This is a genomic window from Streptomyces sp. CA-294286 (assembly GCF_050947155.1).
Lineage (GTDB): Bacteria > Actinomycetota > Actinomycetes > Streptomycetales > Streptomycetaceae > Streptomyces.
Genome location: NZ_CP192005.1, coordinates 5,716,301 through 5,736,130 on the forward strand (window position 1 = coordinate 5,716,301; position 19,830 = coordinate 5,736,130).

General features: G+C 73.6%; 17 protein-coding genes. 7 read left to right on the forward strand and 10 right to left on the reverse strand.

What is annotated here, in order from left to right; all coding sequences use genetic code 11:
* Positions 1 to 96: 96 nt before the first annotated feature.
* Both ACQPZG_RS29995 and ACQPZG_RS30000 read right to left on the reverse strand, forming a co-directional pair.
* Complete coding sequence (locus ACQPZG_RS29995) at positions 97 to 846, reverse strand: maleylpyruvate isomerase family mycothiol-dependent enzyme (protein WP_433548818.1); 750 nt, start codon at positions 844 to 846, stop codon at positions 97 to 99.
* A 59-nt stretch (positions 847 to 905) separates the two neighbouring features.
* Positions 906 to 2,258 (reverse strand): MFS transporter, encoded by a 1,353-nt coding sequence (locus tag ACQPZG_RS30000; protein WP_433548819.1) that lies wholly within the window; start codon positions 2,256 to 2,258, stop codon positions 906 to 908.
* Positions 2,259 to 2,324: 66 nt separating this feature from the next.
* On the opposite strand from ACQPZG_RS30000, the gene ACQPZG_RS30005 reads away from it, so the two are divergent.
* Both ACQPZG_RS30005 and ACQPZG_RS30010 read left to right on the forward strand, forming a co-directional pair.
* Entirely contained in the window at positions 2,325 to 3,554 is a 1,230-nt protein-coding gene (locus tag ACQPZG_RS30005) for an ROK family protein (RefSeq protein WP_433548820.1), read from the forward strand.
* A gap of 167 nt (positions 3,555 to 3,721) precedes the next feature.
* Positions 3,722 to 4,342, forward strand: a complete 621-nt coding sequence (locus ACQPZG_RS30010; protein ID WP_433548821.1) for a hypothetical protein — start codon at positions 3,722 to 3,724, stop codon at positions 4,340 to 4,342.
* A 63-nt stretch (positions 4,343 to 4,405) separates the two neighbouring features.
* Here the strand turns inward: ACQPZG_RS30010 and ACQPZG_RS30015 are convergent, their stop codons facing one another.
* Entirely contained in the window at positions 4,406 to 4,882 is a 477-nt protein-coding gene (locus ACQPZG_RS30015; RefSeq protein ID WP_433548822.1) for an ATP-binding protein, read from the reverse strand.
* Between the two features lie 159 nt (positions 4,883 to 5,041).
* Positions 5,042 to 5,323 (reverse strand): hypothetical protein, encoded by a 282-nt coding sequence (locus ACQPZG_RS30020; RefSeq protein WP_433548823.1) that lies wholly within the window; start codon positions 5,321 to 5,323, stop codon positions 5,042 to 5,044.
* A gap of 311 nt (positions 5,324 to 5,634) precedes the next feature.
* On the opposite strand from ACQPZG_RS30020, the gene ACQPZG_RS30025 reads away from it, so the two are divergent.
* Positions 5,635 to 6,840, forward strand: a complete 1,206-nt coding sequence (locus ACQPZG_RS30025) for a PLP-dependent cysteine synthase family protein (protein WP_433548824.1) — start codon at positions 5,635 to 5,637, stop codon at positions 6,838 to 6,840.
* Between the two features lie 190 nt (positions 6,841 to 7,030).
* Here ACQPZG_RS30025 and ACQPZG_RS30030 read toward each other — a convergent pair whose 3' ends face one another.
* Together ACQPZG_RS30030 and ACQPZG_RS30035 are read right to left on the reverse strand one after the other, a co-directional pair.
* Positions 7,031 to 7,507 (reverse strand): SRPBCC family protein, encoded by a 477-nt coding sequence (locus ACQPZG_RS30030; protein WP_433548825.1) that lies wholly within the window; start codon positions 7,505 to 7,507, stop codon positions 7,031 to 7,033.
* Between the two features lie 58 nt (positions 7,508 to 7,565).
* Entirely contained in the window at positions 7,566 to 8,396 is an 831-nt protein-coding gene (locus ACQPZG_RS30035) for a DeoR/GlpR family DNA-binding transcription regulator (RefSeq protein ID WP_433548826.1), read from the reverse strand.
* A gap of 512 nt (positions 8,397 to 8,908) precedes the next feature.
* Here ACQPZG_RS30035 and ACQPZG_RS30040 point away from each other — a divergent pair.
* Positions 8,909 to 11,158, forward strand: coding sequence for a hypothetical protein (locus ACQPZG_RS30040; RefSeq protein WP_433549601.1), 2,250 nt, complete (start codon positions 8,909 to 8,911; stop codon positions 11,156 to 11,158).
* A gap of 15 nt (positions 11,159 to 11,173) precedes the next feature.
* On the opposite strand, the gene ACQPZG_RS30045 is transcribed toward ACQPZG_RS30040, so the two are convergent.
* The 3 genes from ACQPZG_RS30045 to ACQPZG_RS30055 form a co-directional block, all read right to left on the reverse strand.
* A complete protein-coding gene (locus tag ACQPZG_RS30045) occupies positions 11,174 to 13,591 on the reverse strand; it encodes a right-handed parallel beta-helix repeat-containing protein (RefSeq protein ID WP_433548827.1) in 2,418 nt (805 codons plus the stop codon).
* Positions 13,592 to 14,057: 466 nt separating this feature from the next.
* Positions 14,058 to 14,894: an MOSC domain-containing protein gene (locus ACQPZG_RS30050; protein WP_433548828.1), complete on the reverse strand. Its 837-nt coding sequence runs from the start codon at positions 14,892 to 14,894 to the stop codon at positions 14,058 to 14,060.
* Positions 14,895 to 14,996: 102 nt separating this feature from the next.
* Positions 14,997 to 15,524 carry a DUF6643 family protein gene (locus ACQPZG_RS30055; RefSeq protein ID WP_433548829.1) on the reverse strand — a complete coding sequence of 176 codons (528 nt, stop codon included), beginning with the start codon at positions 15,522 to 15,524 and terminating at the stop codon, positions 14,997 to 14,999.
* 161 nt (positions 15,525 to 15,685) lie between these two features.
* On the opposite strand from ACQPZG_RS30055, the gene ACQPZG_RS30060 reads away from it, so the two are divergent.
* Entirely contained in the window at positions 15,686 to 17,038 is a 1,353-nt protein-coding gene (locus ACQPZG_RS30060; RefSeq protein WP_433548830.1) for a TerD family protein, read from the forward strand.
* A gap of 48 nt (positions 17,039 to 17,086) precedes the next feature.
* On the opposite strand, the gene ACQPZG_RS30065 is transcribed toward ACQPZG_RS30060, so the two are convergent.
* Positions 17,087 to 18,277 (reverse strand): glycosyltransferase, encoded by a 1,191-nt coding sequence (locus tag ACQPZG_RS30065; RefSeq protein WP_433548831.1) that lies wholly within the window; start codon positions 18,275 to 18,277, stop codon positions 17,087 to 17,089.
* Between the two features lie 101 nt (positions 18,278 to 18,378).
* On the opposite strand from ACQPZG_RS30065, the gene ACQPZG_RS30070 reads away from it, so the two are divergent.
* Together ACQPZG_RS30070 and ACQPZG_RS30075 are read left to right on the forward strand one after the other, a co-directional pair.
* Positions 18,379 to 19,206, forward strand: a complete 828-nt coding sequence (locus ACQPZG_RS30070; RefSeq protein WP_433548832.1) for a glutamate racemase — start codon at positions 18,379 to 18,381, stop codon at positions 19,204 to 19,206.
* Positions 19,184 to 19,756, forward strand: coding sequence for a hypothetical protein (locus ACQPZG_RS30075; protein WP_433548833.1), 573 nt, complete (start codon positions 19,184 to 19,186; stop codon positions 19,754 to 19,756). Before ACQPZG_RS30070 ends, ACQPZG_RS30075 begins: the two co-directional genes overlap by 23 nt.
* Positions 19,757 to 19,830 lie beyond the last annotated feature (74 nt).

The window sequence follows — 19,830 nt, forward strand, 5'->3', positions numbered from 1 at the left end:
GGTGCCCGGTGTGCGGCCCTGTCCGTGTCCGCTTCCGTACGCGAGGACGCCGCCGCGCCCGGTGTCCGGGGTGTGCCGCGCGCGGGACGGCGGACCTCAGATGCCCGACAACTTCCGCCAGACGGCCGCGAGCCGGGGGTCCCCCGACAGCTCGGCCGACTCCGCGGGAAGCCGGTTCCACAGCACCGCGTAGAGCAGCCCCGCGGGCCCGCTCAGCTCGGTGTCGGCCGGACCGTCGTCGCCGCGTACGGTACGCGGCGGCGCGTCCTTCGTCAGGTGCACCGTCCACACGGCATCCGTGCCCGCGGGCGCGTCCGAAGCCCTGATCCGGAGCGTGCGCGGCGAGTCGGTCCTGACCCGGCTCGTGTCGCGCGCGTGGCACCCCGCCAGGAGCTCGTCGATTCCGTCGAGCGCGAACGCGCACTCCACGGGACCGGGCTGACGTCCGGCCGCCGACTCGGCGTCGAGCCGATGCACGGCAGTCTCGTGCGCCTGCCGACGGGCCCAGAAGGCGCGCGGCGACGGAGCGGGCAGGAACGTCCAGCACGCCAGGTCGTCCGGGGCGGCGCGCAGCGCCGCGACCAGAGCCGCGTGCCCCTCCCGGTACCAGTCGAGCAGCGGAGCCCCGTCGAGATCGGGCTCGGCGTCGCCGGGGCGGCGCTCCCGGTGTTCCTCCGTGACGAAGGCCGTCGCCCAGCGGTGCACCGTGCCCAGATGCCGCACCAGGTCGCGCACCCGCCAGCCGGGACAGGTGGGGACGGCGGCGTCGGTGCCCGCGCTCTCGGCGGCCGTGGCCAGCAACTCACCCTCGACGGCAAGGCAGTTGATGTGGGTCTCGATTGCCATGGGGCGATCATGACATGTCCGCGCGGTGATGCCGCTGCCGGTTTACGGGCGTGCGCCGTTCAGTGCGCGCGGGCATGCCCCGGACGGGTGCGACCGGCCGCCAGGCCCAGGACCGCGGCCGTGGCGGCCAGCACCGCCACCGTCGTCAGCGCGAGGCGCAGCGAGAACCACTCCGCCAGGAAACCGATGGCGGGCGGGCCGAGGAGCATGCCGCTGTAGCCGAGGGTCGACGCGGTGGCGACTCCGCCCGGTCCCGCCAGCTCGCCCGCCCGCACGATCGCGACGGGGAAGATGTTCGCCAGGCCGAGACCCGTCACGGCGAAACCGAGCAGAGCGAGCCACAGCGTCGGCGCGAGGGAGCCCAGGAGCATGCCGACGGCGGCGGTCGCCCCGCCCGCGACCAGCGTCCTGGTCTGCCCGAGCCGCTCCAGCAGGGTGGTGCCGGTCAGCCGTCCGACGGTCATGGCGAGCGCGAAGAGCGCGTAGCCGGCCGCCGCCGCGCCCGGGTGTGCGCCGAGGTCCTGCTGGAGGTGCAGCGGGCCCCAGTCGGCGAGCGCGCCCTCCCCGTACGCCGTGCACAGGGCGATCACGCCGAAGAGCACGACGGTGCGCCGCGTGGCGGGTGAGGCACGCGGCCTTTCGCGGCGTGCGGCGGCACCGCTGGGCGAGGCGCCGGCCGCCGAGCCCGCGGAGGTTGCCTCCGTACGGGAGGACGGGCCCGTCTCCGTACGGTCGCGGGGCCGCGACGCCGGGGGGCTGCCCGCCGGCGCGGTGGACCGTACCGGGGTGAGTTGCCGGGACTCCCGCAGCAGCATCGGCCCGGCCACCGCCGTGAGCAGCAGGCCCAGTACGGTCAGGGCCGTCAGGTGGACGAGCGGGGAGAGGCCGCCCGCGACGAGCCCGCCCAGCCCCGCGCCGACCATGCCGCCCAGGCTGAACGCCGCGTGGAAGCTCGGCATGACCGGGCGGCGCAGTGCCGCGACCAGGTCGACGGCCGCGCTGTTCATCGCCACGTTGATGGCGCCGTACGTCGCCCCGAACACCAGCAGGACGAGACCGAGCGCGAGCGGCGAGTGCGTCAGCGGCGGCAGCGCGATGCTCAGCGAGAGCAGCGCGCCGCAGACGACCGTGACCCGGGGGCTGCCGAAGCGCTCGCACAGCCGTGCGGTCAGGGTCATGGTGATCACCGCGCCCGCCGACACACCGAGCAGCGCGAGTCCCAGAGCGGAGGCCGAGGACTCGGTCTGCGCCTTGATGGCCGGGATGCGTACCACCCACCCGGCGAAGACGAAGCCGTCGAGGGCGAAGAAGAGGGTCAGAGCGAGGCGGAGGCGGGACAGGGAGGGCGCTGCGGCGGTGGTTCCGCCCGGTCCCCCCGATGCGGCCGTCCGGACTTTGTTTAGGTTCGGCACAAAGTCAGCGTAGGGGAAGCCCCCGAACGGGGCAAGGCACCCGGACGGCATGGCAGACTCCACGTCATGAACGGCAAGGGGACACGGGTGACCAGCACCAGAACGAAGCTGGAAAGGGGCCGGGGAGCGCTCGGGCCCGCGCTGGAACTCGTGCACACCGGCCGCGCGCCCACGCGCGCCGTGCTCACCGCCGAACTCGGCGTCACCCGCGCCACGGCAGGCGCGGTCGCCGCCGAACTCGAAGCGCTGGGACTCATCAGGGTCGACTCGCGGCCCGTGGCCGTCGGTTCGCAGGGCCGCCCCTCGCACCGGCTCACCGTCGACGACGCGGGCCCCGTGGTGCTCGCCGCCCAGGTGCACTCCGACGGGTTCCGCGCCGCCCTGGTCGGTCTGGGCGGGCGGATCGTCGCCACCGCGCCGGGCTGCGAGGTCGTCGACCCGGACCCCGCACAGGTCATCGGCGCGGTGGTCGACACGGGCGCCGCACTGCTGCGGCAGAGCGGTCGCCGGTGCGCGGGGGCCGGGCTCGCCGTGCCGTCCGCCGTCGCCGAACCCGAGGGCACCGCGCTCAATCCCCTCCACGTCGCCTGGCCCGCCGGCTCCCGGGTACGGGAGATCTTCGCCGAACGGGTCGCCGCTGCCGGGATCGAGGGGCCCGCGTTCACCGGCAACGACGTCAACCTCGCCGCACTGGCCGAACACCGGCACGGCGCGGGGCGGGGTGCCCTGCACCTGCTGTGCGTGGCGACCGGACACCGCGGGGTGGGCGGAGCGCTGGTGCTCGACGGGCGTCTGCACAGCGGGAGTTCGGGCCTGGCGCTGGAGGTGGGACACCTCACGGTCAACCCCGAGGGGCGGCCGTGCTTCTGCGGAAGCAGGGGATGTCTCGACGTGGAGACCGACCCGCTCGCCTTCCTGGCCGAGGCGGGGCGGACGCCCGGCCCCGAGACCTCGCTGCTCCACCAGGCGAAGGAACTGCTCCGGGAGGAGTACGGCGACCCGGCCGTGCGAGGCGCGGCCAGGGCGCTCGTGGACCGGCTGGGACTGGGGCTCGCGGGGCTGGTGAACATCCTCAACCCGGACCGGATCATTCTGGGCGGGCTGCACCAGGCCCTGCTGGCCGCCGAGCCCGACCGGCTGCGCGCGGTGGTGGCGGACCGCAGTCTGTGGGGACGCAGCGGGGGAGTGCCGATCCTGCCGTGCACGCTGGAGTACAACTCGCTGGTGGGGGCGGCGGAGGTGGCGTGGCAACCGGTACTGGACGATCCGCTGCGGGGGCTGGCGGCGGGAGCGTAGCCGGAACGGCCCGGCGTGTGCCGCGGACCGGGCGGGTGCTCGCCGTCATCGGCGACGCCGGCGGCCCGTGGGCGACCGGCTCCCGGACGGGCCGCCGTGCGCGCGGACAGGACGGGGGCGGGGGAGAGGCCACCGGGGCGGGCGGAACGGCTTGCTACCGTCCGGGGATGACCCTTACCCCCGATGACGTACGCCGGTCCGTCGGCCTCGCCTCCGCCGTTCTGCGGGAGGCCGCGGACGCCGACTGGACAGTCAGGGCAGGGGCGCTCGACTGGGACTGCTGGGAGACCGCCGAGCACCTCGTCGACGATCTCTTCTCGTACGCCGCCCAGCTCGCTTCCGGACGCACCGACACCGACGTACCGCTCCGGTACACGCGGCAGTCTCCCGGCTCGCCCTCCAATGCCGTCCGCGTCGAACGGGAGGCGGGTGTGGCGGGCCTGCTCGTGGTGCTCGAATCAGCGGGCGGACTGCTGTACGCGGTGGCCGCCGCCGCGGAACCGCAGGTGCGGGCGCACCACGTCTTCGGAGTGTCCGACCCCGAGGGATTCGTCGCGATGGGCGTCGTCGAAACCCTCGTGCACACACACGACCTGGCGACCGGGCTCGGCATCGGCGAGGCATGGGAGCCGCCCGCCGAGCTGTGCGCCGGTGTGCTCGGACGTCTCTTCCCCGACGTCCCCGACGGCCTGCCGCCCTGGCCCGCTCTGCTGTGGGCCACCGGCCGCGGCGACCTCCCCGGGGTGCCCCGGCGCGACACGTGGCGCTGGTACGGCGAACCTCGCTGAGACTTCGGCCGGGCGGCCCGGCACGGCCGGCCCGCCCGGCGGAGTGCCGGGCGCGGGCCCGGTTCAGCCCACGGGGGCAGACCGGACCTGCGCGGTGCGTTTCTTGCGTTCGTGCCCCGTGAGCGGGGCCGACTTCAGGGTGACCGAGGGGGTGGGCAGGGCGAACCAGACGGTCTTCCCCGCATCCCCCAGTGGGTGCACGCCCCAGCTTTCGCTGACCGCCTCGATCAGGGACAGACCGCGTCCGCCGGTGTCGAAGGGCTCGGCATCGCACACTGTGGGAAGCCGCGGGTCGTGGTCACGGACGGACACCGTGAGCCGGTCGAAGAGCAACTCGATCTCCACGGTGCACGTCTTGTCCGGTTGCGCGTGCTGGTGCACGTTGGTCAGCAGCTCGGTCACGCCGAGTGCCGCCGGGTCGATCAAAGGGTCCAGATGCCAATAGCGCAACTGCGCTGAAACGATTCTGCGGACTTGGCCGATCCGCGACGGCAGGGCTTGGAGCTCCACCGTGCAGTGCCTGCTGGGCTTGCTGATCACGGCTGCGACTCCCCGATTGAGGTCGGAAGGCGGTCGGAGACGATCTGATTCTCCGGGTGCGTGTCGAACGGGGCCGGATCTCAGCGTCACCGTCCGTGCACCCTTGGTGAGGTATCGCAAGGGTGGCCCAGCGGGTACCGCCTCGCAACTCGCGTCGCTTCAGCCATGCGTGCCACGCAGGGTTTCGAGGAGGCCGTCGCCGGGTTCCGGGACGGTCAGCGAATAGCGGGTGCCGTTCAGCCTGGCCACCAGGCGGCCGTCCCCGGCGAACCAGGGCCTGCCCGTCGTGACCGCGTCCAGCGGCGCGCTGTCGATGAGTGCGCCGTCGCTCCTCAGCAGGCTGAGCGTGCCGTCGCGCACGACGACCTGACCTGCCCTGGTGAGCGAGCGCGTCCAGCGCTCTATCCGTACGCCCAGCACGCTGAAATCGGGCTCCGGCATTGCCTGTTCGCCCCCTTCCGGTCGAGTTTCGCTCACTGACCCCCGGTTCGTACCCCCGTGTACTGCTCGGCAGTCTGCCCCCGGCCGGGCGTGTGCACCAGAGGGAGGGCGCGCGGAAAGGCGCACTCCGTTTTTTGCGCCCCCGGCACCCCGGGGCCGGTGGCACAAGGGAGTGCTATGGCTGCCCAAAGTGAACGTTTGTGCAGGTAGGAGGGATAAAATGGCGAATGCGAGAATCGCTGTGCCGGGTGCACGTGCCGCAGGCGCAGTCCCCGGACACCCGCATGCGAGCAGGACGAGGAGTGGCGCGGATGAGCACCAGCGAACCGGCGGGTCCCGCGGACCCCACGGGTCCCGACGACCCCGCAGGTCTCGTACCTCCGGCCGGAGTTGCGGGCCCCGGAGGCCGCCCGGCCGTCGCCGCCCCCACCGGCGACGTCGACCGAAGCGACCCCGTGTACCGGGCCTGGCTCAAAGAGGCCGTGCGCAAGGTGCAGGCCGACGCGAACCGTTCCGCCGACACCCACCTGCTGCGCTTCCCGCTGCCCGAGCAGTGGGGCATCGACCTGTACCTCAAGGACGAGTCGACGCACCCCACGGGCAGCCTCAAGCACCGGCTCGCCCGCTCGCTGTTCCTGTACGGGCTGTGCAACGGATGGATCCGGCCGGGCCGCCCCGTCATCGAGGCGTCCAGCGGTTCCACCGCCGTCTCCGAGGCGTACTTCGCGAAGCTGGTCGGGGTGCCGTTCATCGCGGTGATGCCGCGCACGACGAGCGCGGAGAAGATCCGCCTCATCGAGTTCCACGGCGGCCGGTGCCACTTCGTGGACGACTCGCGCAAGATGTACGAGGAGTCCGCCGCGCTCGCGGCCGAGACCGGCGGACACTACATGGACCAGTTCACCTACGCCGAGCGGGCCACCGACTGGCGCGGCAACAACAACATCGCCGAGTCGATCTACCAGCAGCTCAGGCTGGAGCGCTACCCCGAGCCGAGCTGGATCGTCGCCACCGCGGGCACCGGCGGCACCTCCGCCACCATCGCGCGCTACGTGCACTACATGCAGTACGACACCTACATCTGCGTCCCCGACCCGGAGAACTCCTGCTTCTTCGACGGCTGGACGAACGGCGACCCGCTCGCCGGCAGCGACTGCGGCTCCCGCATCGAGGGCATCGGGCGCCCCCGCATGGAGCCGTCGTTCGTGACGGGCGCGGTCGACCGGATGATGAAGGTTCCCGACGCGGCGAGCGTGGCCGCCGTACGGGCGCTGGAACAGGTGCTCGGCCGCAAGGCGGGCGGCTCCACGGGCACCGGCCTGTGGAGCGCGCTGAAGATCGTCGCGGAGATGGTGGAGCAGGGCCGCACGGGCAGCGTGGTCACTTTGATCTGCGACCCCGGCGACCGCTACCTGGACAAGTACTACTCGGACGACTGGCTGGCGGAACAGGGTCTGGACATCGCCCCGTACGCGGCGGCCCTGGAGAAGTTCCTGGCGACCGGCGTCTGGCCGTAGTCCCCAAGAGTCCGCCCGCGCGGAGCACGCGTACGGGCAGGTCGGCCGGTCGGCGCCTCGGGCGGCCCGGTCGGCCTTCTGCCCCGTACGGGTGAATCCGGTCGGCCTCTTGCCGTGTACGGGGGAGCCCGATCGGCCTTTGCCGTGTACGGCCGGACCAGGCCGGCCTCTTGCCGTGTACGGGGAGGGCTCAGTCCGCCTTCGTCGCCGCCAGCCGTGCGTCCAGGGCACGCATCGCCGCGCGGAACGAACGGCCCACCCCGGGCCGCGCCGCCCGCAGCGCCACCCGCAGGGGCGCGGGTCCGTCCACCGCCATCGTCCAAGCCACCCGGGTGGCCGCGCCCGCGGGCCGGATCCGCCAGTCCTCCACCATGGCCGTGACGCCCGGCGCGTTGGTCAGGTCGATCCGGTACGCGTACCGGATCGACGGTTCGGCGGCCAGCACCGTCTCCATGAACCTGATGCCTCCCCGGAGGTGCACCTCACGGCCGCGCGTCGTGGGCCCGGCGAAGGTCACCGCCGAGAACCAGCGGGGCCACTGGGCGGTCTCCTGGGCCAGCGCCCGGTACACGTCCTGGGGCGGCACGCGGACGTCGGCGGCGAACACCAGGCGAACAGGCGCGGACTCGACGAAGCCGAGTCCCACATCACTCAGTCGGCGAACCATGTGGAGCGAACCTCCCGCGTCGGCAAACGAGCCACGCGCAAAGGTAGTTGACGAACTGTCAGTTGTCTTCGGAGTCCGTGGGTTCCCCGGCCACCACGAACCCCGGCAGGTGTTCCGCCATCTCCTCGCGCGCCGCGTCCGACAACCCCTTGTCCGTGACGAGGACGTCCACCCGGTCCAGGGCCGCGAACGAACTCAGGCCCACCGTGCCCCACTTGGTGTGGTCCGCGACCACCACCACCCGACGGGCCGAGTCGACGAGCCGCCGGTTGGTCTCGGCCTCCGCGAGATTCGGCGTGGACAGCCCCGCCTCCACCGATATGCCGTGCACCCCGAGGAACAGCACGTCGAAGTGGAGCGAGCCGATCGCCCGGTCCGCGACCGGCCCCACCAGGGAGTCCGAGGGGGTGCGCACCCCGCCGGTCAGCACCACCGTCGCCGCCCCCGTGTTGTCGCCGCCCAGCTGGCGGGCCGCGTGAAAGACGTCCGCCACCCGTACCGAGTTGGTCACCACCGTCAGGTCCGGCACGTCCAGCAGGTGCCGGGCCAGGGCGTACGTGGTGGTCCCGCCGGACAGGGCGACGGCGCTGCCCGGTACGGCCATCGCGGCGGCGGTCCGCGCGATGTCCTCCTTCGCGGACAGCTCCAGCGCCGACTTCGCCTCGAAACCGGGCTCGTGGGCGCTCGCCTCGACGACCGGCACCGCCCCGCCGTGCACCTTCTCGACGACGCCCTGACGGGCGAGGGCGTCGAGGTCGCGGCGCACCGTCATGTCGGACACGTTCAGCCGCCGGGTCAGCTCGTTGACCCGCACCCCGCCGCGCCGCCTGACCTCGTCGAGGATGAGGGCGCGCCGTTGTTCCGCGAGCAGGTTCTGATTCTCGGTCACTGCGGGCCCCGGTCCTTTCCACGTCGCCGTAAGGGCTGCTCATCCTCGCACGGGGTGCAACGCCCCTCCACGGTCGGTGCGGTACGTCACGCGAGAGACGGGCGGGACGCGGCGTACGGGAGCGACTTGCGAAGAACGTGCGGCGGGGTGGGCAGGGACGGCCGCGTCCGGGATCCTGGAGTTCCGCACAAGGTCTGCGTGAAAGCAGCAGCTTGCAGTCGGCCTCAGCCCGTCGTACGTCCGCGAGGTCGGCCTCAGCCCGTCGTACGTCCGCGAGAGCGAGCCCCGAAGTGCCCCCTGCACCCGCCGTCCCGGACGACCCCGCTCCGGAAGCCGCCGCTCCGGTAGTCCGTGCCCCGGAAGTTACCGCGCCGGTCCGTGTTCCGGGACTTCCCGCCCCGGAAGCCCGCGCTGCGGAGGTCCTCCTTCCGGACGGTGCCGCCTCCGGCCCCCCGCCTCCGCTCGAACTCGAACTCCTCGTCCACGGCGTGGGCGGCGCCACCCCCGAGGAGATGCTCGGCGACCCCCGCACCGTGCGCGTCAGCGGCGACGGCACGGCCGCGGTGTTCCGCCGCACCGAGGACGCCGACGCCGAGGACCGGCCCGCCGACTACCGGGACAAGCCGATCCCCGAGGCCTATGTCTGGTGCAACCTCACCTCGGGAAACGGCATCCGCGCCCTCTGGCTCCTGCTGCTGCCCTTCATGGTCGTCAACCTCGCGCACTGGATGCGCCCCGCCGCCGAGGGGCGCCCCCGCACCCTCCGCCTCTACGGCGTCCTGGTCCGCCTCGTCGCCCTCAGCCTGACCTTCCTCCTCGTGGGGGCCGCCTGCGAGGTCGCCCTCGACCTGACCGCATGGCAGTGCGGCGGCTCCACCACCTGCTCCGGCAAGAAGTCCTGGCTGGGCTTCCTGTCTGCCGCGCACGGCGGCTGGTGGAGCCAGCCCGGCCGGCGGATCGCTCTGGCCGCCCTGGTCCCCGCCGCCCTCACCGGACTGCTCTGGTACCTCTCGCACCGCACCTGGAGCGCCTACGAGTCCCAGCAGCCGCTGCCCGCCGCCCTCGACGACACCGAGGACGCGGCATCCGGCCCGGCTCTCGGCCGCCCCGGCTTCTGGTACGGACGCAGGCTGGTCGCCCGGCTGCGCGCCGCGCACACCGCGGCCGGCTTCCTCACCGTCGCCGCCGCCCTCGCCGTCACCACCGCCCACTACGACAGGTCGGCCGCCCACACCGTGCTGGACGTACTCGGCTGGACCCTCCAGGGCGTCCTCGCCACCGGCGGGATCGTCGTCGTGTGGGTGGTGTGCCGACGCGGCCGCACGGAGTCGCGCTTCGACACGGCGCTGGACCGCGCACTGGTCACCCTGCTGCCGGCCACCGCGCTCGGCGCCCTGCTGCTGTCCGTGCTGTACGCGGGCTGGTCCCGGCCGGGCTGGACGTCGGCGGGCCGCCTCGGCGGCGCCGACCGGGCCTTCGGGCTGCTCACGCTCGGCCAGCTCGTACTGGTCCTGACGCTCGGCGCGGTGGCGTTCCTCCTGCACCGCGGGGCACCCGTCGCACGCAGTGCCGTGCGCGGACTCGGCGGCCCCGCCGTCGCCATGCTGGCCTGTGCGCTCGGCGGCGTCATGACCGGCGGCGTCGCCCAGCGCGTCGCCGACTGGCTCGACGGCTCCGCCACCCCGGGCATGAGCACACGCCCCGCCGAAGGGGTGGCCGGCCCGCCCGTCCTGCTGACCTGGCAGGCGTCCGTCATCCCGCCGCTGCTGTGCGTCCTGCTCCTGCTGGCGCTGCGCTACGGAGTGCGCACCTGGCGCACCCGCGGCTCCCTCACCGCGCGCGTCGAGGCCGACTACCCCGGCGAGACCCCGGACCCGGTGCGCACCCGGCGCATCGCCCTGGCCCGCGCCGCTGCCTCCCTCACCGACTTCGCCCCGCGCATGCTGGCCGTCCTGTCCGGCGCGACGCTGGCCCTGGGCGGGGTCGCACTGCTCGGCGCGCATCTCTACGACGAGGTGCCGGGCCGCGCCGCCCAGGGCACCCCCACCTCGGTGGAGGCCCTCGCGCACACCTCGCAGGCCCTCGGCTCGTGGCTCGTCGGCTTCGGATTCCTGCTGTTCGTCACCTGGGGCCGACGCGCCTACCGGGACCCCAAGGCCCGCCGCACCATCGGCATCCTGTGGGACGTCGGCACGTTCTGGCCGCGCGCCGCCCACCCCTTCGCCCCGCCGTGCTACGCCGAGCGGGCGGTGCCGGACCTGACCTGGCGGATGGCCACCTGGACCGAACGCACCGGGGGCCGCCTCGTCATCTCCGGCCACTCGCAGGGCAGCGTCCTGTCCGCCGCCGCGCTCTGGCAACTGCCGCGGCGCACCCGCCGACGGGTCGCGCTGCTGACGTACGGCGCACCGCTGGAGCGCCTGTACGGCCGCTGGTTCCCCGCGTACTTCGGCCCCCACTGCCTGCGCCACCTGCACGACGAGGTCGCCTGCTGGCGCAATCTGTGGCGGCACACCGACCCGATAGGAGGCCCCGTCCGCGTCGAACCCGACGCAGGACGACAGCCGGTGGACCATGACGCCCTGCTGGACCCGCTCGCGCACGGCCGCACCCGCGCCCACCCGCTGCCCGCACCGATCCTGGGGCACTCCGACTACCAGGCCGACCCCGTCTTCGCCGTCGAACGCGACAGGCTCCTGGACCGGCTGCCGGAGCCCGCGCTGCCCCGCCAGGACAGGAAGGGAAGAAGCGCGGACGGGTGACGGGTGCGGGGCACCTCAGTGCACGGGGAGTTCCGGCAGATCGTCCGGATAGAGCAGCGTCAGGTCGTCCGTGGACACCTCGGTGAACTGGGCGACCCGGCCCGCGTGCCGCTCCACCATCGACTCGAACGTCTGCCTCGCGGTACGACCGTTGCCGAACGCGGGCCCCTTGGGAAGCGCGGTGAAGTACTTGAGCAGCGCTTCGGGGGTGCCCGTGCCCAGCCGGTACTCGTGGTCGTCCGCCTGCTGCTCCACGATCCGCAGCAGTTCGTCCGGCTCGTAGTCGGAGAAAGTGATGGTCCGTGAGAAGCGGGACGCCACACCGGGGTTGACCGACAGGAAGCGCTCCATCTCCACCGTGTAGCCCGCGACGATCACCACGACCGCCTCCCGGTGGTCCTCCATCAGCTTCACCAGGGTGTCGATGGCCTCCTTGCCGAAGTCCCGGCCGGAGTCCTCGGGGGAGAGCGCGTACGCCTCGTCGATGAACAGCACCCCGCCGCGCGCCCTGTCGAACGCCTCCTGGGTGCGGATCGCCGTCGACCCGATGTGCTCGCCGACCAGATCGACCCGGGACACCTCCACGAGATGGCCGCGTTCCAGCACGCCGAGGGAGGCGAGGATCTCCCCGTACAGCCGGGCGACCGTCGTCTTGCCGGTGCCGGGGGAGCCGGTGAAGACCAGATGGCGGCGGACCGAGGCCGCCTTGAGGCCGGCCTCCTGGCGACGCCGGCCGATCTCGATCATGTCGGTGAGGGCGCGCACCTCCCGCTTGACGCTCTCCAGGCCCACCAGCGCGTCGAGTTCGCCCAGCACGTCCTGCGAGGAGCGCGCCGGATCCGCGACGGCCGCGACCTCAGGGGCGGCACCTGCCGTCGGCCGCTGGACGGGAAGGGACGAGAGCAGGCCGGGGGACCGGGTGGCCGTCAGCACCGCCGGCGGCGGCTCCGCGGCCGAGGCCCTCACCGCGCTCTCGTCGCTGACGCAGTCCTCCACCACCGGGCCGTCCTCGGGGAACTCGTAGCCGCCGCGCGCGCACCGCTCGGTGCGGCAGCGCGTCAGCGTCGTACGGCAGCCGTCCATCACGTGGAAGCCGTAGCCGGTGCTGCCGCTCACCCGGCAGTTGTGGAAGGTGCCGCGGCCCTCGGCGGACACGTAGAAGCCGGACTCGGCGGGGGAGGTGACCGTGCAGCGCTCGATGCGCGGGTCCGCCCCCTTGGTGACGATCACACCGGTCTGCACCTCGTCGATGGTGCAGCCGGACAGGGTGCCGCCGCTGCCGTGGTCGCGGAACCACGCACCGGTGGACGCCTCCTTGATGCGGCAGTCGTCCAGCTGGGCCACCGCCCCGTCGCTCACCGAGACGGCGGTGTTGCGCACCTGCGTGAGATCGCTGTCGACGAGGTCGGCGCGCGAGCCCCGGTCGAGGACGAAGATCGCGTCCGGCACGTCGTGCACCCGGCACGACTCCAGGACGACACTCGCCCCGTCGCTCACCCACACCGCCGGGTAGTCGCCCGTGCTGTCGTGGATCTCGCAGCCGCTCGCGTCCACGCGCGTGCCCGGGTCCCACACCGACAGGCCGTTGCGCCCGAAGCGGCGCACCGTCGAGCGGGACAGCGTGAGCACCGCACGTCCGCGCAGGTCGAGCGCGTTCTCCGGGATGTCGTGGATGTCGCAGTCCGACAGCGTCAGCACCGCGTCCGTGTCGAGGGTCACGCCGTCGCCCGAAGTGCGGTGCACCACACACTCCTTGAGGTGCCCGGCACCGCGGGCGGTGACCTGCACACCGGTCCCCTTCACCTCGTACACCTCGCAGCCGACGGCCTCGACGCCGCTGCCCTCGCCGGTCACCGACAGGCCCGAGCCGGACGTGTGGTGGATCCGGCACCGTTCCAGGCGCGGATGCGCGCCGCCGCTCACCGAGACGCCGCTCTGCCCCGCCGCGAGGACCTCGCAGTCCTCGAAGAGACCGCCCGCCCCGTCCAGCACGCCGATGCCGACGCCCCCCGGATTGTCGATGGTGCACCGCCGCACGGTCGGTCTGGCCGCCCCGCGCACCTCGATGCCGACGGCGGACCTCGTCACGATCCGCAGGCCCGCCAGCTCCGGGGTGCCGTCCTCGATCAGCAGGGCGGGAGCGGCGGAGTCCTGCCCCTCCAGGGACAGTTCCTGCACGACGGCGGAGGCGCGCACGGTCAGCGCCACACCGTCCACCGGCGCGATCCGCACGGAACCCGCGGAGCCCTCCGGCCCGCGCAGCGTCACCGCGCGCCGGACGACGAGGTTCTCCCGGTACGTACCGGGAGCGATGGTGAGGACGTCGCCGTCCCCCGCGGCCTCCAGGGCGGCGGCGAGGGAGTCGTACTCACCCGTGCGGCGCCGCCACCTGGCCGTGCCGGAGTGCGTCACCTGGACCGTGCCCTGTGCCATGGCGTTGCCGTGCCCCCACCTCGTGCGTCCCGCATGTCGCGTCGATCTCGCTGCACCACCGTAGCGCGCGGGGGGAGCGGGAGTTGACCGGTCCCGGCAGCGCCGTCCGGCGGAATCCCGTGCACCGGACGCGGCACGGGACACGACGTCAGCCGGCCGCGCCCGTGCGTCCCACTCGCGCCGGGCCCGCATGCGCCCGCGTCCGGTCCAGGGGCGCCTACCGCTGCGGAGTGAGAGGACGTACGACCGGCCGCCGGGGCGCGTGCGCGAGGGCCGCCACCGGGACGGTCGCGCCGAAGCCGGTCGGCGCAGTCTCGGCACGGGCCGCCGCGGCGTCCACGGGCCGGCTGTCGATCCGCGTGCGCACGGTGGACCGACGACCGCGGCCCCGCGGACCGTCGTCGTGCGCCGGTGTGCGGACAGTTCCCGGGGGATGCGCGCGTTCGGCGGATGCGGGAGCAGGACGCTATGCGCTCTCGACCCGCACCGGGTCACCGATCCGCACCACCCCGGTGCCCTCGGGCAGGAGGTTCTGGCCGAAGACCAACCGGCTGCCGAACCTGCGGTGCCGGGCCAGCGAGCGCAGCGGCTCCTTGCCGCGCTCGGCGGTCCGCTGGTCCGTGGTGGTCACCACACAGCGTCCGCACGGCTTCGCGACCCGGAAGGACACCTCGCCGACGGTGATCCGCCGCCAGCCGTCCTCGGCCCACGGGGCGGTGCCGTCGAGCACCACGTTCGGCCGGAACCGGTTCATCGGGAGAGGGCCCTCTTCGGGCAGGTCGCCCTGCGCGATCAGGGAGTTGAGGGCGTCCAGCGACGCCAGGGTGGTGACCAGGAGGGGATAGCCGTCGGCGAAGGAGACGGTCTCGCCCGCCTTCGCGAAGTCCGGGTCCACGGGGCGGCGGCGTGCCGGATCGTCCATGTGCACCAGCCGGGTCTCGGCGCCCAGGTACGCGCTCCACCACGCGTCGGCGGCCGAACCCGCGGGAACCGCCTCGTACTTGTCCCCGAACAGCGTCACCGGGACGGTCCGTACGGGGTCGGGGACCGCCACCTCCAGCGGGTCGCGGCCCGGAGCGGACACCCGGACGGCCCCGCCGGGCAGCGGCTCGGAGGAGGCCAGTGCCAGGCGTGCGCACTCGCGCTGGGTGAGTGCCTTCCCCGTCTCGTCCGTCAGCAGCCATCTGCGGTCTCCCGCCGGGCCCCAGGGCTCGACCGTCATCTCGCGCGGCGCGCAACCTCCCGTTGCCTTCACCGGATAGACGTGCAGCGCGTGCACCGACGCGGGAACAGAGTGTGTCATGCCTCCATCCTGCCAGTGGGCCCGGACGTCCGTCCGGGCCCACTGCCGTGCCGTGGTGCGGCGCTGTCGCGTGCCCCGGCGCCGCTGCCTCGCCCCGTGGCCCTAGTAGCCGCCACCGCCCTGCTGGTACTGCCGGTTGTACGGGTCCTCGTACTGCTGCGCGGCGGGCCCTGGGCGCGGAGCCACGGGGCGCATCGCCTCGTACCCGGCGGGCTGGGCCTGCCGCTGCGGCTGCGGACGCTGCATCTGCGGGGCCTGAGGTCCCGGGTAGCCGCGCGGCTGGCCGGTCTGCTGCGGGATGTACGGCGCGGGCGCCTGTTGCAGCTGCGGCATCGGGGCCTGCTGGAGGTGCGGCGCCTGCTGGTACTGCTGCACCGGTGCGGGCTGCGGTGCGGCGGCCTGGGGGTAGCCGTACGCCGGCTGCGGGTGGGAAGGTGCGGCCGGCAGCGCGGGAAGCGCGGACGGCAGGGCCGGCAGGTAGCTGTTGCCGGCGTCGTACATGGCGGGTACCCGGATCGGTGCGATCTGAGGGGTGCCCCGCTCTGCGACGAGGGAGTCGTAGATCGGGGTGTCCGCGAAGGACGGGGCGGAATAGTAGCCGCCGCCATAGGTGGAGCGGGGGGAGGTCATGGCACATAAGTTAAGCCCAAGATGTTCTGGTTGGGGAGCCCGGTAAGAGTGTTGTTTTGCGCGTTGTGTGCGGCCCTGGGTCACTAATCAGAGCTAACTTGGGAAAATCGGTCGTCTTGTAACGTTCGGATCGTGTAAGGAACGGTCCATTTCGACTCGTGATGGGGGCGAGCACGTTCATGCTCAAGGGAACCAATGTGCCGGTACCGGCGCAGTCCGTACGTGTCGAAGTCGGCCGCGGGTCCGGCCCCGGAGTGCCGGAGGTCGACGCCTCCGCGCTGCTGCTCACCGGCGGGCGGGTGCGCTCCGACGCCGACTTCGTGTTCTACAACCAGCCCGCACACGCCTCGGGCGCCGTGCGGTACGAGGGAAAGCAGGCCGGCGCGGGCGGGGTGGTCACGGACACCCTCTCGGTGGACCTCGGGCGCGTGGAGCCCGCCGTGGAGACCGTGGTGCTGGCCGCCTCGGCGGACGGCGGCGACTTCGGGCGGGTGCCCGGCCTGTACGTACGCGTGCTGAACGCCGCGAACGGCACGGAGATCGCCCGCTTCGACAGCCAGGACGCCACCGTCGAGACCGCGTTCGTCCTCGGTGAGCTGTACCGGCGGCAGGGCGCCTGGAAGTTCCGTGCGGTGGGCCAGGGGTACAGCAGCGGTCTGGCGGGACTGGCGACGGACTTCGGGATCACCGTCGACGAACCCCAGCAGGCGGCACAGGCCCCCGCGGCCCCACCCGCACCCGCGACCCCACCGGCCCCGGCGTACGTCCGGCCGGCCCCGGCCCCGTCAACTCCCGTCCCTCCGGCGGCGCCCGCGATGCCCTCCGCGCCGTCCCCCTCGCGCGCCACGCCCCCTCCCGCGCCGTCCGCCTCCCCCGTACGGCTCTCCAAGGTCACCCTCACCAAGGCCTCGCCGACCGTCTCCCTGGCCAAGCAGGGCGGCACCGGCGGCGCGATGCGCGTCAACCTCAACTGGGAGTCCCGCAAGCAGTTCAAGGGCTGGGGCAGCAAGCTCGGCCGGGCGATGGCCGTGCACGCCGACCTCGACCTCGACCTGTGCGCGCTGTACGAACTCACCGACGGACGCAAGGGCGTGGTGCAGGCCCTGGGGAATGCCTTCGGCGCGCTCCACCAGCCGCCGTACATCCTGCTGGACGGCGACGACCGCACCGGCGCCGTCTCCACCGGTGAGAACCTCACCATCAACCTGGACCACAAGGACCGGCTGCGGCGCGTCCTGATCTTCGTGACGATCTACGAGGGCGCGCGCTCCTTCGCCGACCTGCACGCCACGGTGACGCTCACCCCGCAGAACGGGGCGCCCATCGACTTCTCCCTCGACGAGTGCACCGTCCCTTCCACGGTCGCCGCGCTCGCGCTGATCAGCTACGAGAACGGAGAGCTGACGGTCCGCCGGGAGGCCCAGTACCTGGTGCCGCAGCGCGGCGTCAGCCCGCAGCGCACCGTCGACCAGACGTACGGCTGGGGCATGGACTGGACGCCCGGCCGCAAGTGACGGTTCCGCCTTCCCGGACGGGCGGCAGAACCTCCGCCCGTCCGGGATTCAGCGGTCCGGTGCGGCCTCCGGGCGGGAGTACGTGCGCCCCTTCCAGGCCGCGCCCCGGCCCCGGTAGTGCTGCACGGCCGAGTCCACCGTCATCAGCGCGTACAGCAGCGCCGTGAAGGGCAGCAGCGGGGCCAGCGCCGCCGTCTGCCGGTAGTAGCCCAGCACGGGCAGGTACGTGCCCGTCATCACCGCCCAGGCGGCCAGCCCCGCCCAGCCCGCCGCCGCGTCCCCGCCGGACACTCCGGCGACCACGGCGTACGGCGGCACCAGGTAGACCAGCACCAGGCCCACGACCGTCCCCAGGAGCAGCAGCGGATTGTGCCGGAGCTGGGCGTACGCGCTGCGCGACACCATCCGCCACAGATCCCCGAGCCCGGGGTACGGGCGCACACTGTCGACCCGTTCCGCGAGGCCCAGCCAGATCCGTCCGCCCGCCCGCCGCACGGCCCGCGCCAGCGCCACGTCGTCGATCACCGCGCCCCGGATCGACTCGGGCACGCGTGCGCGGAGCGCCATCTCCGTACGCAGCAGCACGCACCCGCCGGCCGCCGCCGCGGTCCGCGCCCCCGCGCGGTTCACCCACCGGAACGGATACAGCTGCGCGAAGAAGTACACGAAGGCCGGGACGACGAGCCGCTCCCAGGTGCTCGTGACGCGCAGCCTGGCCATCTGCGACACCATGTCGAACCCGCCGCCGGAGCCGTCGCCCCGCGCGGACGCCACCAGTTCCCGGAGGCTGTCGGGCTCGTGCGCGATGTCGGCGTCGGTGAGCAGCAGGTACGCGGGGCTGCCCGCACGGGCCACCTCCACCCCGTACCGCACCGCCCACAGCTTTCCCGTCCAGCCGGGTGCGGGGTCGCCGGGCGAGACCACCGCGAGCGGCAGCCCGCCGTACTTCACCGACAGCTCCCGCGCCAGCTTCCCCGTGCCGTCGCTGCTCCCGTCGTCCACCAGGATCACCTCGGCCTCGCCGGGGTAGTCCTGGGCCAGCAACGACGGCAGGCTCATGGGCAGCACGGCGGCCTCGTCGCGCGCGGGCACGATCACGGCGACGTACGGCCAGCGCCCCGCGGGCGGCGCGGTGCGCGGCGGCAGGCGCTGATCGGTGCGCCAGAAGAAGCCGTGGCCCACCAGCAGCCACAGCCAGACGGTCAGCGATCCCACAGCGGTCCACGCGACGACGCTCACCCGTCGAAGTCTGCCGCAGGGGCCGTCGCTGCGGGAGGACGCCGGGGCGCACGGCCCGGTCGACGGCCCGGGTGTTCGAGGCCTTCGACTAAGGTGACCGAGTGAAGATCGCGCTCATGGACTCCGGAATCGGCCTGCTCGCGGCGGCGGCCGCCGTGCACCGGCTGCGGCCCGACGCGGACCTGGTCGTCGCCTCCGACCCCGACGGAATGCCCTGGGGTCCGCGTACCCCCGAGGACATCACGGAGCACGCGCTCGCCGTCGCCAGGGCCGCGGCGGCGCACCGCCCCGACGCGCTGATCATCGGCTGCAACACCGCCACCGTGCACGCCCTGGACGCGATCCGCACCGAACTGGAGCCCGGTATTCCGGTCATCGGCACCGTCCCCGCGGTCAAGCCGGCCGCCGCGGCCGGCGGGCCCTTCGCGATCTGGGCGACCCCCGCCACCACGGGCAGCCCCTACCAGCGCGGCCTGATCCGTGACTTCGCCGCCGGCGTCGACGTCACCGAGGTGCCCTGCCCCGGACTCGCGGACGCCCTGGAGAGCGCCGACGAGGCGGCGATCGACGCGGCGGTGGCCGCGGCAGCCGCCCTCACCCCGCCCGGGGCGAGGACCGTCGTCCTGGGGTGCACCCACTACGAACTGGTCGCCGAACGCATCCGCGCCGCCCTCCGGCAGCCCGCCGACCCCCACCCGCCGACCCTCCTGGGCTCGGCGGAGGCAGTCGCCGCACAAGCACTTCGACGGGCCGGCGCCGCTCCCGCCCCGGCCGCCGACCCCGTCGCCCACCTCACGGTTCTGCTGAGCGGGCGCCGCTCGGCGACCCTCACCGCCCCGGCCCTCGCCTATGCCGAGGGCCGGCTGCTCGCTGCCATGCGCCCGGAACCTGAGTACGCTGCTGTGCATGAGGGACTTCCCCGGCGCTGACGACCGTCACGACGAGTCCGCCGCCGCGCCTCCCACCACCCGCTGGACCGGCCGCGCCACAAACCGTGCGCAGTGGCTGCTCTCGGCCGCCGGGGCGGGCGTCCTGGCGCTCGGCATCGAACTCGCCGTCGGCTCCTCCTGGGTCTCCGGCATCGTCCCGCTGGTGATGGCCGTCGTCGGCTGTCTGCTCGTCGGCATGATGGTGATCTTCGGGACGCTCGCCTTCGTGCACGTCCGCGTCACGGTCGACGACCAGGCGCTGGAGGTGCGCTGCGGCCACATGGGGCTGCCGCGCCGCCGCATCCCGCTCTCGCACGTGAGGAGCGTCGAGTTCGCGCCCCGCGTCACCCCGCGCCACTGGGGCGGCTGGGGCTACCGCTGGCGGCCCGAACAGGGCACGGCGGTGGTCGTGCGGCGCGGCGAAGGCGTGGTGCTGCGACTCGGCGACGGACGCACCTTCACCGTCACGGTCGACGACGCCGCCGGAGCGGTACGCGCGATCCGCGACCGGATCCTCCCCGACCCGGCGGCCGGGCGGCCGGAGGGATGAGCCGACGGGCCCTCTCCGGCCGGGCCCCCGGCCCGGGCCGGGCCGCCCTGCTCCGCTGCGGCGGGGCCGCCGTA